Here is a 14,758-nt window from a genome sequence, read left to right as displayed (position 1 = left end):
AGGCGCGTGCCGGGGCGCTCCGGCGTCCCGCGCGCACAAAAAGGAAATCCGCCATGACCGCCATTTCCCTCCGGGCCGCAGGGCTCGCCCTCGGCCTCGTCGCCCTCGTGCCCGGTTTCGCGCGAGCCGATGATGCCGGGCGCGACGAGTTCTTCTGGCTCGGCGAGATGAACAAGGCGACCGCCGTCATCAACAGCGAGGCCGGGCTGCTTCCCAGGGACAAGGTGCCGGGCATCACTGCCGCGATTACCAAGGTGCTGGCCGACGGAGCCGAGCCAGGCGCCAAGCGCCCCTCCACCGTGATCAGCTTCGAGCCCCTCCTGATCAAGGCGGGCGGTGTCGAGGTGACGCTGCTGCATGCCGGCCGCTCCAGCCAGGACATGCACGCGACCTACCGGGCCGCGATCCTGCGCGACGATCTCCTGTCGCTGGCCGGGCAACTCGAGGCGACGACGCGCACGCTGTTCGACCTTGCCGACCGACACCGCGAGACCATCGTGCCGAACTACACCAACGGCGTCGCGGCCCAGCCGAACAGCTACGCGCACTACCTTCTCGGACACGCCGCCGGCTTCGGGCGCGACGCCGAGCGCATCCGCGAGGCCTATGCGCGCGTCGACCGCTCGGCGATGGGCACTACGGTCTTGAACGGCACCGGCTGGCCGCTCGACCGCGACCGGATGGCCAGCTATCTCGGCTTTGCCGGCATCGTCGACAACGCCTACGACGCCTCGCAGATCTCCTCGATGGAGAATCCGGTGGAGGCCGGGTCGATCGTCACCTCGATCGCCCTCCACACCGGGCACTTCATCGAGGACGTGATGACGCAATATGCGCAGACGCGGCCCTGGATCCTCCTCGAGGAGGGCGGCGGCAACACCTATGTGTCGTCCGCCATGCCGCAGAAGCGCAATCCCGGCCTCCTCAACTCGACGCGCAGCGACGCCTCTGCCGCGATCGCGCTGGCGCTAGGCCCGATCCTCCAGGCCCACAACATCACGCCCGGCATGAACGACCCGAAGGACGTCGAGGCGAACTCCGCCGTGGTGGCGGCGGGCGTCGAGACGCTGGCCGGCCTCGACAAGGTGCTGAAGGGCCTCGTGATCAGCCCGGAGCGGGCGCTGGAGGAGCTGAACGGCGACTGGACCGCCTCGCAGGAGATCGCCGACATCCTGATGCGCGACCACGGGCTGCCGTTCCGCGAGGGCCATCACGTCGCCTCGGAGATCGTGACCTATGCGCGGGCGAACGGCATCAAGCCGCTCGATTTCCCGTTCGCGGACGCGCAGCGGATCTATGCCGAGACGGTGAAGGGCACGGCGTTCCCGCCGGCGCTGCCGATGACGGAGGCCGAATTCCGCGCCGCGCTCGACCCGGCGGCAATCGTGCGCAACCGCACGACCCGTGGGGGCCCGCAGCCGGCCGAACTCGAGCGGATGATCGTCGCCGCCCGGCAGAGCCTCGATGCGCAAGGCGCCTGGATCGGCGACCGCCGCGCCCATATCGACGCGTCGCTGGCGCGGCTCGACAAGGATTTTGCCTCCCTGTCGCCGCAGTGACCCGACGACACGTCCGGGCGGCGGTGCGCGCCGCCCGGCCGCCCGTCGCCCTCCTTCGCGAGGGCGGCGAAACCGTTCGATCTCACGGGCCGCACGGCCCTCGTCACGGGCTCCGGCCAGGGCATCGGCTTGGCTCTTGCCGAAGGGCTCGGTCGGGCCGGCGCGCGCGTGGTGCTGAACGGGCGCGACGAGGCCAAGCTCGATGCCGCGGCCGAGCGGCTGCGCGGGGAGGGGATCGCGGTGGAGACCGCCGTCTTCGACGTGACCGACCACGCCGCCGTCAGGGCCGGCGTCGACCGCATCGAGGCGGAGATCGGCGCGATCGACATTCTCGTCAACAACGCCGGCATCCAGCGCCGCGCGCCGCTTGAGGACTATCCGGCCGAGACGTGGGCGGAAATCATGCGTGCCAATGTCGATTCGGTGTTCTTCGTCGGTCAGGCCGTCGCCCGTCACATGATCGGGCGCCGGCGCGGCAAGATCGTCAACATCGCRAGCCTCCAGGCGCAGGCCGCGCGCTATTCGATCGCCCCCTACACCGCCACCAAGGGCGCGGTGCTGAACCTCACCAAGGGCATGTGCACCGACTGGGCCCGTCACGGGCTGCAGGTCAACGCGATCGGCCCCGGCTATTTCGAGACGCCGCTGAACCAGGCGCTGGTGGACGATCCGAAGTTCACCGAATGGCTGACCGTGCGCACGCCGACCGGGCGCTGGGGCAAGGTGGAGGAACTGCAGGGCGCCTGCATCTTCCTCGCCTCCGACGCCTCCGCCTTCGTCAACGGGCAGATCGTCTATGTCGACGGGGGCGTGCTGGCGACGCTCTGAGGCGCCGTTCGGCCGGCGCCCGGCCGCGTGGATTCGNGGGCGCTGGGGCAAGGTGGAGGAACTGCAGGGCGCCTGCATCTTCCTCGCCTCCGACGCCTCCGCCTTCGTCAACGGGCAGATCGTCTATGTCGACGGCGGGGTGCTCGCCACGCTCTGACGCCACGCGCGCCCGGCGGCTGGGAGGCCGCCCGCGCTCATCATCTTCACGACACGCCATTGGGAGGCAAGGGCATGACACACACGACACGACGCGCCGTTATGAAGGCAGCGTTCCTGGGATCGCTGGCGATGGCCACCGTCATGGCGGCGTTGCCGACCACGGCCGGTGCCGTCACCCTGACGGACATCCAGGGCCGCGGCACCGTCCGCATCGGCGTCCTGACCGGCGCTCCGCCGATGGGCATGATCGACGAACGGGGCAATCCGAGCGGCTACGACGTGGACGTGGCCAACCAGATCGGCCAGTACATGGGTCTGCCGGTCGAACTCGTGCCGCTGACGCCCCCGGCACGCATCCCGGCGCTCCAGACGGGGCAGGTGGATTTCCTCGTCGCGACCCTCGCGCCGACCGGCGAGCGGGCGAAATCCGTCATGTTCACCTCGCCCTATTCGGCCTTCAACATGGTGATCGTTTCCGGGGCAGCTGAGAAGTTCGAGAACCTCGACCAACTGAAGGGCAAGCGCGTCGCCGTCAACCGCGGCTCCTCGCAGGAAACGGCGCTCCGGCGCGCCAATGTGGAAGGCCTGGAGATCGTCGTCTTCGAGGACGATTCCACCTCGGCCCAGGCGCTGGTCGCCGGTCAGGTCGACGCCACGGCCTTGCCCTCCACCGTGGCGCAGGCGCTGATTACGCAGGCCCCGCAGGCCGGGCTGCAGGTCGGTTTCACCTTCTTCCGCCAGGGCAATTCCATGGCAGTACAGCCGGGCGACTTCGAGCTCCTGCAGTATCTGAACACCTCGATCTACCTGATGAAGGTGTCGGGCGAACTCGACAAGATCGCGACGAAGTGGACGGGCGACCCGCTGCCGCCGACGCTGCCGTCCTTCTGACCCGCCCGGACGCCGGCCGGTCGTGGCCGGCGTCCCCCTTCCCAGCGCGGGGGTTTTTCCATGAACTACACGTTCCAGTTCGGCGTGCTCGCCCAATACCAGGACCAGCTCCTGGCCGGGCTTTGGCTCACCGTCCAGATTTCCGTCTTCGCGATCGTTTGCGGCACCGCCTTCGGCATCCTCTTCGCCGCGCTCCGCTCGGTCGCCGGACGGCCCGTTCGCTTCCTGATCGACGCCTATGTCGAGCTGATCCGCAACACGCCCTTCCTGGTGCAGCTCTTCATCATCTATTTTGGCCTGCCGGCCGGCGGGGTGCGCGTCAGCGCCATCACGGCGGCACTGATCGGTGTGACGATCAACCTTGCGGCCTATTCCACCGAGATCATCCGGGCCGGCATCGAGGCGATCCACAAGAGCCAGATCGAAGCGGGCGAGGCGCTCGGCTTCACCCGCACCCAGATCTTCCGATACGTGATCCTCGTGCCGGCGTTGCAGAAGGTCTATCCGGCGCTCTCCTCGCAGTTCGTCCTGATGATGCTGGCGACCTCGATCTGCTCGGCGATCTCCGTCAACGAGCTGACGGCCGCCGCCTCCTTCGTCCAGTCGCAGAGCTACCGCTCCTTCGAGGTCTATCTCGCGGTCACCGGTCTCTACCTCGTCCTCGCGCTCGCCTTGCGCGGCATTCTCGCGCTCGTCGGCCTCTGGCTGTTCGGACGGCGCACGGCGCGCCGGGCGCTCAAACCCGTCGTGGAGGCGTCGGCATGATCTTCCGCTCCTTCGGCACCTCCGAATTCCTGTTCCTCGTCGAATCTCTTCAATGGACGCTGATCCTCACCGTGCTCGCGCTCGGCGGCGGCGGCATCGTCGGCTTCTTCCTGGCGCTGGCCCGGGCCTCGCAGATCAAGGCGCTGCGCATCCTCGCCGGCACCTACATCCAGATCATCCAGGGCATCCCGGTCCTGATGATCCTGTTTCTGTCCTTCTACGGCCTCGCGCTTCTCGGCTACCGCCTGCCGCCGCTGGTGGCCGCCGGCATTTCCATGACCATCTACGCCTCGGCTTATCTCGGCGAGATCTGGCGCGGCTCGATTCAGTCGGTGCCGAAACAGCAATGGGAGGCCTCGGAGTCGCTCGCCATGACGCGGGCACAGCAATACCGCTACGTCATCCTGCCCCAGGCCGTGCGGCTGTCCCTGCCGTCCACCGTGGGCTTCGCCGTGCAGGTGGTGAAGAACACTTCGATCGCCTCGCTGATCGGCTTCGTCGAACTCGCCCGCGCCGGACAGCTCGTCAACAACGCCACGTTCCAGCCCTTCCGGGTCTTTCTCGTGGTGGCCGCCCTTTACTTCGTCGTCTGCTACCCGCTGTCGCTCCTGTCCCGGCGGCTGGAAAGGAGGTTCCATGCCTGAGGTCGCCATTCGGGACGTGCGCAAGAGCTTCGGCGCCGTCGAGGTTTTGAAGGGCATCACCATGTCGGTGGAGCGCGGCGAGGTGACGGCGCTGATCGGACGCTCGGGCTCGGGCAAGTCGACGCTTCTTCGCTGCGTCAACGGACTGGAGGAGATCAATGCCGGCTCGATCGAGATCGCCGGCCACACGGTCGGCACGGACAAGGCGAGCCTTCGGGCGCTCAGGCGCGACGTCGGCATCGTGTTCCAGAGCTACAACCTCTTCCCGCACCTGTCGGTCGGCGAGAACATCATGCTCGCGCCCCGCATCGTGAAGGACGTGGCCAAGGCCGACAGCCGGGCCACCGCCCAGGAGGTGCTCGCCCTTGTCGGCCTGTCGGAGAAGTTCGACGCCTACCCGGACGAATTGTCGGGCGGCCAGCAACAGCGCGTCGCCATCGCCCGCTCGCTCGCCATGCGCCCCAAGGTCATGCTCTTCGACGAGGTGACCTCGGCGCTCGATCCCGAACTGACGGGCGAGGTGCTGGCCGTCATGGAACAGCTCGCCCAGGGCGGCATGACGATGCTTCTCGTCACGCACGAGATGGGCTTTGCCCGGCGCGTCGCCAACACGACCGTCTTCATGCACCAGGGCCGCATCCACGAGGCCGGCCCATCGCGCGAGCTTTTCGAGAACCCCAAGACCCCCGAGCTTGCGCAGTTCGTGCGCTCCGACGTCAAGTAGGCCCCCATGTCCCCAGAAGTCCTGCAGCTCTGCCCGCTCATGCCCGCCTTGGAAAAGGCGCTCGCCGAGCGGTTCACCGTTCATCGCTTCTTCGAATTGGCCGACGCCGACGCGTTCCTTGCCGAGAACGCATCCCGCCTACGCGGCGTCGTCACCGGCGGGCATATCGGCATTCCGGCGGAACTTGCCGCGCGCCTGCCGGCGCTCGAGATCGTCGCGATCAACGGCGTCGGCTTCGACAAGGTCGATCTCGCCGAGGCGAAGCGGCGCGGGGTACGCGTGTCCAACACGCCCGACGTCCTGACCGAGGATGTCGCGGATCTCGCGATCGGCCTGATCGTCTCTGTGCTCCGCCAGATTCCGCTTGGCGACGCGCATGTGCGTGCGGGTCGCTGGCCGTCGGGCGACTTGGCCTTGGGGTCCAAGGTGTCCCGCCGCCGCTACGGGATCTTCGGTTTCGGGCGGATCGGGCAGGCCATCGCGCGCCGGCTCGAAGGGTTCGGCGCCGAACTCGCCTATGCCAGCCGTTCGCCGGTCGAGACTCCCGTGCGCGCCGTCGGGAGCCTTATCGAACTCGCGGCCTGGAGCGACGTCCTCGTCATCGCGGCCTCGGCTTCCCCCGAGACGCGCAACGTCGTGGACGCCGGTGTCCTCGATGCGCTGGGCCCGCACGGCGTCCTCGTCAACGTCGCGCGCGGCTCGCTGGTGGACGAGGCGGCGCTTCTCGACGCCCTGGAGGCCGGGCGCATCGCCGGCGCCGCGCTCGACGTCTTCGCCGACGAGCCGCATGTGCCCGAGCGCTTCTTCTCCTTGCACAACGTCGTCCTCACCCCGCACATGGCGAGCGCCACGCACGAGACACGCCAGGCGATGGCGGATCTCGTGCTCGCCAATCTCGACGCCCATTTTGCGGGGCGCGAGATGCCGACCCCGCTCGTATGAGTAAGGCGGCTCGCGAGGCAGCGAAGGCCTTGGCCCTCGATCCCGTGCCCGTTGTCGTCGTCATGGGCGCGTCCGGTTCTGGTAAGACCACCCTGGGTCAGGCGCTGGCGGCTAGGATGGCTATCGCTTCTTCGATGCCGACGATTTCCATCCGCCTCGGAACGTCGCGAAGACGCGCGCGGGCCTGTCGCTAGACGACGTCGACCGGGCGCCCTGGCTCGAGTGGCTGGCCGGGCTTCCCGCCTCAGTGGACGCGCCGGCGGCGCTGGCCTGTTCCGCGCTGAAGGCGCGCTACCGGGAAACGTTGGCGTCGCGATGCCCGCAGGCGCTCTTCGTGCATCTCGCCGGCTCGCGGGAACTGATCCAGGCGCGCCTTTCGGCCCGCACCGACCCCTATATGCGCTTCTGGAGAGCCGGATGACCGTATCACAAGCGCCATGCGAGAATGGCGCAACCATGACCCTCCGTTGCGACCAGCCCATCGACCGCTTGTGCGCTGCCGTTACATCACCCCTTGCAGTTCGCCGCGAAGCTTCACCGCCGAGCGATTCCTTCGTGGCGGATTCTGCCTGGTAGGAAGAAGGCGCGACGTCTGCGCAAGGCCTACGGGTGCCGGCATCGCGCGTCACGGAAGGTTCGGAAGCAGCTTCCACACGGGGGCCAGCTCGGCCGATGCTTCGGCGGCAAGATGGCATGGTGTCGGTCTTCGATCTCCGCTCGATGCGCCCGTCGCCGTGGGCTTCCGCCCCTGCGCATCCTCCTCGTCGAAGACAACTCCACCTCACCACCTGGCTCAGCCGCGGTCCCGCGCAGCGCGGCTCCGTGATGGAAGGGGAGGGGACGCACGGCTTGCGAAGTTGCGGCTGAACACGGAGCGCTTCGATGCGCTCGTTCTCGACCCCGATCTGCCCTTCCTCGACTGCGGTGTCGCTCCTCAGGCGCCTGCGCGCGGAGGACGACGCGACGCTGACCCTGACTGCCTGCGACGATCGGGGGAAGCGGGTGAAACTTCCCGATGCCAAGGCGGACGACATTATCTCCAGGCCCTTCGCCATATAGGCGCTTGTGGCCCGCCTATTCGCCCTGCTCCGGCGCAGCCACGTTCGGGCGAAGGCGTCTATACGATTGGTCCAGCTCCTACCGTTGCTGCTGCCTATGGCGCGCATAGAGGGACCATTTGTTTTAAACGATGGCTTAGGGCCTGTTAGTGCTTGAGCCAACCGAACGCGACCGCGAAGCAGAGGACGCCGAGAAAACTGGCGGCAGTCTTCTGATACCCGATGCCGACGGCGCGCCATTCCTCCAGCCGAGCCCATAGACGCCCGACCCCACGGCGTGTGGCGGATCATGAACCTAACCCAACTCCAAGCTCGAGGCGGAAGGCGACATCACCTTGTGTTATTGGTCGCCGCATAGACCTTGGCGCCGTAAGCCGCCATGAGATCAGTGATGCGCAGAGCAGCCTTCTCGCTCGCCTGCAGCCCCCCTTTTCGAATGGCGCCCTGCCACCCTCCATGGCGCACATCGCTTCGTACCGGCACGTCTCGTAGAGGCAAGCTTCACCGCTGTTACACCTAGTCGGCTTGCGCGCGGTCGGGCAAGGTCGCCTGCGAGGGGGAGCGATCCGTGTGGAGACGCTGGACCAGCCCATCGTCGATCATTTGTTCGAACGTCTGTTAACGACGGAACTCCCAGTCTCCAACGCCGGCAAACGCGTAGAAGTCGATGGGCAGATCATCGCTCTTCTGCGTGAGGCGACGGATGCCAAGAACCAGTTTAAGCGGCTCTACCGCATGGTCGAGGACGCATTGCCGAGATGGACGACATGTTTCGCTCACGGGTCACCCGTCTGCACCTCGACCGCGAGCGTGCGCAGGCGGCGCCCAACCGTGTGCGTGCTCGGCTAGTGCCGAGCCCAATGATCCCGCAGGGGATCGTCGTGCGGTTTGGTCAGGTGAGCCGGGAGTAAATTCGCTCGAGCGTCATGCCGTGCCGCAAGGCGATCCGCGGTCAGTCATCGGCCGGGTTGAGGTCGATGACGCGAGCGTGCGCATCGTCGGCGATAACGCCCCGCTGGAACAGGCGATTGCAGGGCACACGACGGCTAACGTGCGCCCGACAGGACCTTTGGTGTTCGCAGATCTGTAGGGAAATGGCGCACCCGACAGGATTCGAACCTGTGACCTCTGCCTTCGGAGGGCAGCGCTCTATCCAGCTGAGCTACGGGTGCGGACCGCTTGGGAGCGGTGGGCGGGATGGCTGGCATTCCGTCCGGTTTCGTCACTACAGGATCGCGTCGGGCGAGGCAAGGCGAGGGCGGGTTCGCGGGACGGCAAGACAGCGCACGAAGACGCTTTGCCCTCCGGCGAACCCGGCGTTCAAGGATGGGAGAAGGTCAGGCGCAGCTGTCGGCGCCCGAGCCGTCGGCCGGCTCGATCTGGACGCGCGTGTGACCGGAATCGATGAAGCCGAGACGCTGGGCCGCGCCCTTCGACAGGTCGATCAGGCGGCCCTTGATGAACGGGCCCCGGTCGTTGATCCGCACCACGACGGAGCGTTGGTTGCGCAGGTTGGTCACCTTGACCTTGCTACCGAGCGGCAGGGTCTTGTGGGCGGCCGTCATCGCCATCGGGTTCATGCGCTCGCCGGAGGCGGTGCGCGAGGTGAGGGCGTACCATGAGGCGCCGCCGCAGGTGGTCTTGCCGCCAGCCGCCTCGGCGGGAACCGAGGCCAGCAGAGCGGCGCCCACAAGGGCAACCGCCGTCAGGGATTTTGCGATCAATCGTCCGGTCCTTCTACCGTTTCATACGGACGCGGACCGAGATCTCTGATTTCGTTAATGAAATCCCCTCGTGGCCCCCGCCGTTCGATGCCGGAGAGGTGCGGGCGGGAAACGGCCAAAACGTGGCGGTTCCATCACGAAACGTAAATTGGTGAAATCTTATTTAGAAATTCCGTGAGGTGGATGGGCGTTCTGCCGCTTGAGGCAATCCGCCAGACCCTCGCGAAACGTCGGGAAACGCAGGGCATAGCCGGCGCGCTTGAGCGCCATGTTCGCGACCCGCTTGTTCTCGCCGTAAAACGATCGTGCCATCGGCGTGAGGTCGGCGGTGGCGAAGTCGATCTCCGGAGGGCAGGCGTATCCGCCAATGTCGGCGGCGTGGGCCACGACATCCTGGGGCGGCGCCGGTTCGTCGTCGGTGACGTTGAAGATGCCGCTCGTGCAGGCTGAGGCCAGGTGGGCGAGGGCGCCCGCGATATCGTCGACGTGGATGCGGTTGAACACCTGGCCCGGCTTGACGAGTCGGCGCGCCGTCCCGGCGCGAAGCTTTTCGAACGGGCTCCGGCCGGGGCCGTAGATGCCTGAAAGCCGCAGGATGGCGAGCGGACGATCCAGATCGTCCGCCAGTGCCGCCCAGGCCCGTTCGGCCTCCAGCCGCTCGCGCGAGCGTTTCGACGTCGGCGCCGGGGGCGTCGCTTCGTCGACCCAGGCGCCGCCGTGGTCGCCGTAGACGCCGACCGTCGAGAGATAGCCGATCCAGCGCAACGACGGCGCATGGCGGCGAAGGTCCTCGCCGTGCCGACGAAGGACGGGATCGCCATCCTCGCCGGGGGCGATCGACACGACGAGGTGGGTGGTGCGGGCGAGGGCCTCGGCGATGCCCGCGCCGGGCGCGCCGCCGTCGAACAGGAAGGGCGGCCAGCCCAAGGCGCGCAACTGCGCCGCCTTCCCGGCCGAACGCGTGGTGGCGCCGACGATCTCTTCGGGCACACGCGTGCGCAGGAAGGCGCCGGCCGAATATCCGCAGCCGAAGACGAAGTAGCGCTTTGGGTCGCCGGCCTCGGGGCGCGTCACCATGGCCGGCGCTCCCGCAGAGGGCGGCGGCCGGCGGCGGAAGTCTTGCACGCGGCGATACCCCGCGCCGGCGCACCGGACGCTGCCGTCCCGCGGACGGCCGTTCCGCGGGCGGTCGCGGGCGCCGCGCTGTCTGCCCCTTGCCGGAGTCGATCCAAACGGGTCGCTTCGTCAATCATCATTCGGCGGCCCTTCCTCGATCGCATGCCATTCCGTCCTCACCTCATCGTCGGTCTCCCGCGCCAACGCCTCGCTCCGTGCCGAAAGGGCTCGGTCCGGGGCGAGGCGCCTGAGCGCCCAGACCGCCATCGCGCGCACCCCCGACGCCGCGTCGCCGAGCCTTGCTTCGACGGCCGGCAGCAGCGCCGGCCGTCCCGAATTGCCGGCGGCGATCAGGCAGTTGGCGACGAACTTGTCGCGCCCGATCCGCTTCACCGGCGAGCCGGAGAACAGGGCGCGAAAGGCAGCGTCGTCGAGTTCGAGAAGGTCCTCGAGCCTTGGCGCCCGCAGGTCCTCGCGCGCGCGCAGCTTCGCCTCTCGCGCGGTCTGCGCGAACTTGTTCCAGGGGCAGACCGCGAGGCAGTCGTCGCAACCGTAGATCCGGTTTCCCATCAAGGGGCGGAGCGCGCGGGGCACGGGCGCGCGCGTCTCGATGGTGAGGTACGAGATGCAGCGCCGCGCGTCGATCCGATAGGGCGCCGGAAAGGCGTCCGTCGGGCAGGCGTCCTGGCAAGCGCGGCAGGAGCCGCAGAGATCGCGCGCTGGCGTGTCCGGCTCGAGCGCGATCGTGGTCGCGATCGAGCCGAGGAAGAGCCAGGAGCCGAACTCGCGGCTGACGAGGTTGGTGTGCTTGCCCTGCCAGCCGAGGCCGCCCGCCTGCCCCAGCGGCTTTTCCATCAGCGGAGCGGTGTCGACGAAGACCTTGGCGTCGTGCGGGCGTCCGTCGCCGCGCGTCCCCGCGCGCGCCACCAGCCGTCCGGCGAGTTCCTTGAGCTTGCCCTTGACGACGTCGTGGTAGTCGCGGTGCCGCGCATAGACCGAGATCGCACCCCGGTCCGTCCGCGAGTTGATGGCGAGCGGGTCCTCGTCCGGCCCGTAGTTGAGGCCGAGGACGACGACCGAACGGGCCTCGTCCCAGAGCGCCGCGACGGAGCGCCGGCGCTCGGCGGTCTCCGGCAGCCACGCCATCGTGCCGTGATGGCCGGCCGCCAGGAACTGGTCGAGGCGCTCGCCCACGAGGGCATCGGGCGCGGGCCGCGCGACGCCGATCGCGTCGAAGCCGAGACGGCGCGCGTCGGCCTCGAGGAAACGGCGAAGGGCAGGAGGGGACAAGGCGTCGGCCATGGCCGATCCTTAGCAGAGGCCGCAACGCCCGGCGACAGGAGCCGCGTCGGCCGGAGCCGCCGAGGCCGTCGTGCGTGTCAGAAATCCAGTTCGGCGTAGTGGGCGGCAGGCGGCACGCCGCGCACACGCTCCACCAGGAAGGGGCGGAACGAGGGGCGGGACTTGATGCGCATGTACCAGTCCTTGGCGGCCGGCTCCTCTTCCCAGGCGACCTCGCCGAGATAGTCGAGGATCGACACCGCGGCGGCGGCCGAGAGGTCGGCATAGGACAGGCGCGATCCCGACAGCCAGTTCCGGCTTTCGGCGAGCCAGCCGATGTAGCGCATGTGGTTCTTGAGATTGGCGCGCGCGGCGCGGATCGCCGAGGCGTCGGGCGCGCCGCCGCCCTCGTTCGAGCGCATCTCGCGCTTGAAGACGCGCTCGCGCACGAGATAGCGCGTCACCTCGGCGTCCATCTTGCCGAGGAACCATTCCACGAGGCGGCGGATCTCGGCGCGCTCGATCGGCTTTTCGGCCAGAAGCCGCTTTTCGCGCTGGAAGGCGCCGCGCGTCTCGTCGAGATATTCGGCGACCACGGTCCCGCCGATGATTGGCACGCTGCGGTCATCGGTGAGGACGGGTAGCGTCGCCGCGGGATTGAGCGCCAGGAATTCGGGCCGCCGCTCCCAGGGGCGCTCCTCCACCAGTTCGGCCCGCTCGCCGTATTCCCCGAGGACCAGCCGCACGAAACGGGAGGCGGCGGACATGGGATGGTGGTGCAGGATGAGCATGGAGGCGGGAAACTTGTACTCTCGATGACGCGGCCGGTGGCGGTCGCGAAAAGGGTTGCCGTGACCTTAAGACCAGATGGTTGGCGGATCGTGAACGCCCGCAGGCGCTCCGGTTCCCCACGCGCCACATAAGCCGATCCTCACCAACAGCAAGCTTTTTCGCAGCCCGGCCGATGTGGGGGCGGGCCGGGGAAAGCTCTGTCGTCCATACTGCAGTGCGGCGAAGGCCTTGACCCTCGGCGGGTCGCCACGGCATTCCCCGGACGCCAAGCCAACTTGCGGGACCCGCGATGGACACCCTTCAACTCTTCGACGCCTTCGTCCTCGGTCTGATCGAAGGGCTGACGGAATTCATCCCGGTCTCCTCGACCGGCCATCTGATCCTGGCCGGCCAGCTTCTCGGCTTCCACTCCACAGGCAACACGTTCGAGGTGCTGATCCAGCTCGGCGCGGTGCTGGCGGTGCTGTCGGTCTATTTCGGCAAGCTCTGGCATCTTTTCGTCACCCTGCCGTCCGATCCGAAAAGCCGGCGCTTCGTCGGCGGCATCCTGCTCGCCTTCCTGCCGGCGGCGGTGATCGGGGCGATCGCCCACGACTTCATCAAGGGCGTCCTGTTCGAGACCCCGATGGTGATCTGCGTCGCGCTTCTCGTCGGCGGCTTCATTCTTCTCGCGATCGACCGGATGCCGCTCAACCCGCGCTACCGCGACATCGAGGAGTATCCGCTCTCGCTCTGCTTCAAGATCGGCCTGATCCAGTGCCTGGCGATGATCCCCGGGACCTCGCGCTCGGGCGCCACGATCGCCGGCGCGCTGCTGCTCGGCACCGACAAGCGGTCGGCGGCGGAGTTCTCGTTCTTCCTCGCCATGCCGACGATGGCGGGCGCCTTCGCCTACGACCTCTACAAGAACTGGTCGCTCCTGTCGGTGGACGACGCGGCGACGATCGGCATCGGCTTCGTGATGGCCTTCCTCTCGGCCCTCGTCGTGGTGCGCTCGCTTCTCGGCTTCGTCTCCAAGTACGGCTTCGCCCCCTTCGCTTGGTGGCGCATCGCCGTCGGGGCGATCGGCATCGGCGTCATTCTCGCCTACCGCTGACCACCGCGGTCGGCCGGCCACGAAAAAGGGCGCCCGCGAGGGCGCCCTTTTTTCGTCGTTGCATGCCGGCGCCGCGGGTGCGGCGCACGGCGTTCAGGCCTTGGCGACCCCGTCGTCGCCCGGCAGGCTGTCGTCCTCGGCCGGGCGGTCGTCGTGCGGCTGGGGCTTGGTGAACTGGCCCTGCGGGCGGAAGCGCACGAGATAGGTCGGCAGGACGGCCGCGAGCGTGCGCGGCGTGATGCCGAAGGCCTCGAACGTGCGCCCGTCCGCCTTCGCGGCGTCCGACACCACGTTGTCGATCTGCAGCTGGACCACCTGGTCCGGCGTCAGCGGCGCGCCCGGCAGCGCCTTCATCCAGCCGGCCATCGAGGCGGCCAGCCCGAACGGGATCGACACGAAGCGGCGGCGCCGCTCGATCACCCGGAGCATCTCCTCCATCATGGCGCGGAAGCTCATCGCCTCCGGGCCGCCGAGCTCGTAGACGCGCCCGCCCGCGACCTCGCCGTCGACGGCCTTCGCCACCGCGAGCGCGACGTCGTTGACGAAGACCGGCTGGAAGCGCGTGTGCCCGCCGCCGAGAAGCGGCAGGGCCGGCGACAACCGCGCCATGTTGGCGAAGCGGTTGAAGAACTGGTCCTCCGCGCCGAACACGATCGAGGGGCGCAGCACGACGGCGCCGGGCACCGCCGACAGGACGCGGGCCTCACCCTCCGCCTTGGTGCGCGCGTAGCTCGACGGCGAGTGGGCGTCCGCGCCGATCGCCGACATCTGGACGAGGCCGATCCCGGCTTTGGCGGCCGCGGTCGCGACATGGCCGGCGCCTTCCGCCTGGAGGGCCGCGAAGGTCTGCTGCCCGCCCTCGTTCAGGATACCGACGAGGTTGACCGCATGGTCCGAGCCTTCCAGCGCCCGCTCCACCGACCAGGGGTGGCGCAGGTTCGCCTGGATCGCCTGGATCTGTCCCAGGCGCCCGGCGATCTGCAGGTGATAGGCAAGGTCGGGCCGCCGGCAGGCGACGCGGATGCGGTGGCCGCGCTGGGCCAAGGCGTGAACGACGTAGCGGCCGAGGAAGCCCGACCCCCCGAACACCGTGATCTGCTTCCTGGTATCGACCGTCATCTGGCTCAATCCCTGTCCGGACGTCGCGCCGTCCCGGCGCGTGGTCCGCATGATGTGTCG

General features: G+C 68.3%; 14 protein-coding genes, 1 tRNA gene and 2 pseudogenes. 10 read left to right on the top strand and 7 right to left on the bottom strand.

The window, feature by feature from the left end:
• Positions 1-53 precede the first annotated feature (53 nt).
• The 8 genes and pseudogenes from ASF65_RS16285 to ASF65_RS16255 all read left to right on the top strand — a co-directional run bounded on the left by ASF65_RS16285 (position 54) and on the right by ASF65_RS16255 (position 6,512).
• On the top strand, positions 54-1,559 hold the full coding sequence (locus ASF65_RS16285; RefSeq protein ID WP_055891355.1) for an argininosuccinate lyase: 1,506 nt from the start codon (positions 54-56) through the stop codon (positions 1,557-1,559).
• Between the two features lie 75 nt (positions 1,560-1,634).
• Positions 1,635-2,387 (top strand): annotated as a pseudogene (locus ASF65_RS16280) (SDR family oxidoreductase); the annotation flags it as partial.
• Positions 2,388-2,424: 37 nt separating this feature from the next.
• A partial coding sequence (locus tag ASF65_RS21535) for an SDR family oxidoreductase (RefSeq protein WP_156369359.1) occupies positions 2,425-2,544 on the top strand: 120 nt, incomplete at its 5' end.
• A 131-nt stretch (positions 2,545-2,675) separates the two neighbouring features.
• Positions 2,676-3,437: a transporter substrate-binding domain-containing protein gene (locus tag ASF65_RS16275; protein WP_244486782.1), complete on the top strand. Its 762-nt coding sequence runs from the start codon at positions 2,676-2,678 to the stop codon at positions 3,435-3,437.
• 60 nt (positions 3,438-3,497) lie between these two features.
• Positions 3,498-4,202: an amino acid ABC transporter permease gene (locus ASF65_RS16270; RefSeq protein ID WP_055891347.1), complete on the top strand. Its 705-nt coding sequence runs from the start codon at positions 3,498-3,500 to the stop codon at positions 4,200-4,202.
• Complete coding sequence (locus ASF65_RS16265; protein WP_055891344.1) at positions 4,199-4,846, top strand: amino acid ABC transporter permease; 648 nt, start codon at positions 4,199-4,201, stop codon at positions 4,844-4,846. The genes ASF65_RS16270 and ASF65_RS16265 overlap by 4 nt, the downstream gene beginning before the upstream one ends.
• Positions 4,839-5,570 carry an amino acid ABC transporter ATP-binding protein gene (locus ASF65_RS16260; protein WP_055891342.1) on the top strand — a complete coding sequence of 244 codons (732 nt, stop codon included), beginning with the start codon at positions 4,839-4,841 and terminating at the stop codon, positions 5,568-5,570. Before ASF65_RS16265 ends, ASF65_RS16260 begins: the two co-directional genes overlap by 8 nt.
• A gap of 6 nt (positions 5,571-5,576) precedes the next feature.
• Positions 5,577-6,512: a 2-hydroxyacid dehydrogenase gene (locus ASF65_RS16255; RefSeq protein ID WP_055891340.1), complete on the top strand. Its 936-nt coding sequence runs from the start codon at positions 5,577-5,579 to the stop codon at positions 6,510-6,512.
• Positions 6,513-7,716: 1,204 nt separating this feature from the next.
• On the opposite strand, the pseudogene ASF65_RS22145 reads toward ASF65_RS16255, so the two are convergent.
• Positions 7,717-7,839, bottom strand: a pseudogene (locus tag ASF65_RS22145) (IS5/IS1182 family transposase); the annotation flags it as partial.
• A 301-nt stretch (positions 7,840-8,140) separates the two neighbouring features.
• Here ASF65_RS22145 and ASF65_RS21530 point away from each other — a divergent pair.
• Positions 8,141-8,419: a hypothetical protein gene (locus tag ASF65_RS21530; RefSeq protein ID WP_156369346.1), complete on the top strand. Its 279-nt coding sequence runs from the start codon at positions 8,141-8,143 to the stop codon at positions 8,417-8,419.
• A 246-nt stretch (positions 8,420-8,665) separates the two neighbouring features.
• On the opposite strand, the gene ASF65_RS16250 is transcribed toward ASF65_RS21530, so the two are convergent.
• The 5 genes from ASF65_RS16250 to ASF65_RS16230 form a co-directional block, all read right to left on the bottom strand.
• Positions 8,666-8,742 (bottom strand) — tRNA-Arg (locus ASF65_RS16250).
• A 165-nt stretch (positions 8,743-8,907) separates the two neighbouring features.
• Entirely contained in the window at positions 8,908-9,294 is a 387-nt protein-coding gene (locus tag ASF65_RS16245; protein WP_055891336.1) for a septal ring lytic transglycosylase RlpA family protein, read from the bottom strand.
• A 159-nt stretch (positions 9,295-9,453) separates the two neighbouring features.
• Entirely contained in the window at positions 9,454-10,371 is a 918-nt protein-coding gene (locus ASF65_RS16240) for an SDR family oxidoreductase (RefSeq protein ID WP_055891333.1), read from the bottom strand.
• Positions 10,372-10,539: 168 nt separating this feature from the next.
• Complete coding sequence (queG, locus tag ASF65_RS16235; protein WP_055891329.1) at positions 10,540-11,712, bottom strand: tRNA epoxyqueuosine(34) reductase QueG; 1,173 nt, start codon at positions 11,710-11,712, stop codon at positions 10,540-10,542.
• A gap of 77 nt (positions 11,713-11,789) precedes the next feature.
• Positions 11,790-12,482 (bottom strand): glutathione S-transferase family protein, encoded by a 693-nt coding sequence (locus ASF65_RS16230; RefSeq protein ID WP_055891326.1) that lies wholly within the window; start codon positions 12,480-12,482, stop codon positions 11,790-11,792.
• 290 nt (positions 12,483-12,772) lie between these two features.
• Here ASF65_RS16230 and ASF65_RS16225 point away from each other — a divergent pair, with 290 nt between their 5' ends.
• Positions 12,773-13,579: an undecaprenyl-diphosphate phosphatase gene (locus ASF65_RS16225; protein ID WP_055891322.1), complete on the top strand. Its 807-nt coding sequence runs from the start codon at positions 12,773-12,775 to the stop codon at positions 13,577-13,579.
• 93 nt (positions 13,580-13,672) lie between these two features.
• Here the strand turns inward: ASF65_RS16225 and ASF65_RS16220 are convergent, their stop codons facing one another.
• Positions 13,673-14,698, bottom strand: coding sequence for a complex I NDUFA9 subunit family protein (locus ASF65_RS16220; protein WP_055891319.1), 1,026 nt, complete (start codon positions 14,696-14,698; stop codon positions 13,673-13,675).
• Positions 14,699-14,758: the final 60 nt, after the last annotated feature.

Origin of the sequence: Aureimonas sp. Leaf324, from assembly GCF_001423245.1 — a bacterium.
In the GTDB taxonomy this organism is placed as follows: Bacteria; Pseudomonadota; Alphaproteobacteria; order Rhizobiales; family Rhizobiaceae; genus Aureimonas.
This window is presented reverse-complemented; position numbering and strand designations above follow the sequence as displayed.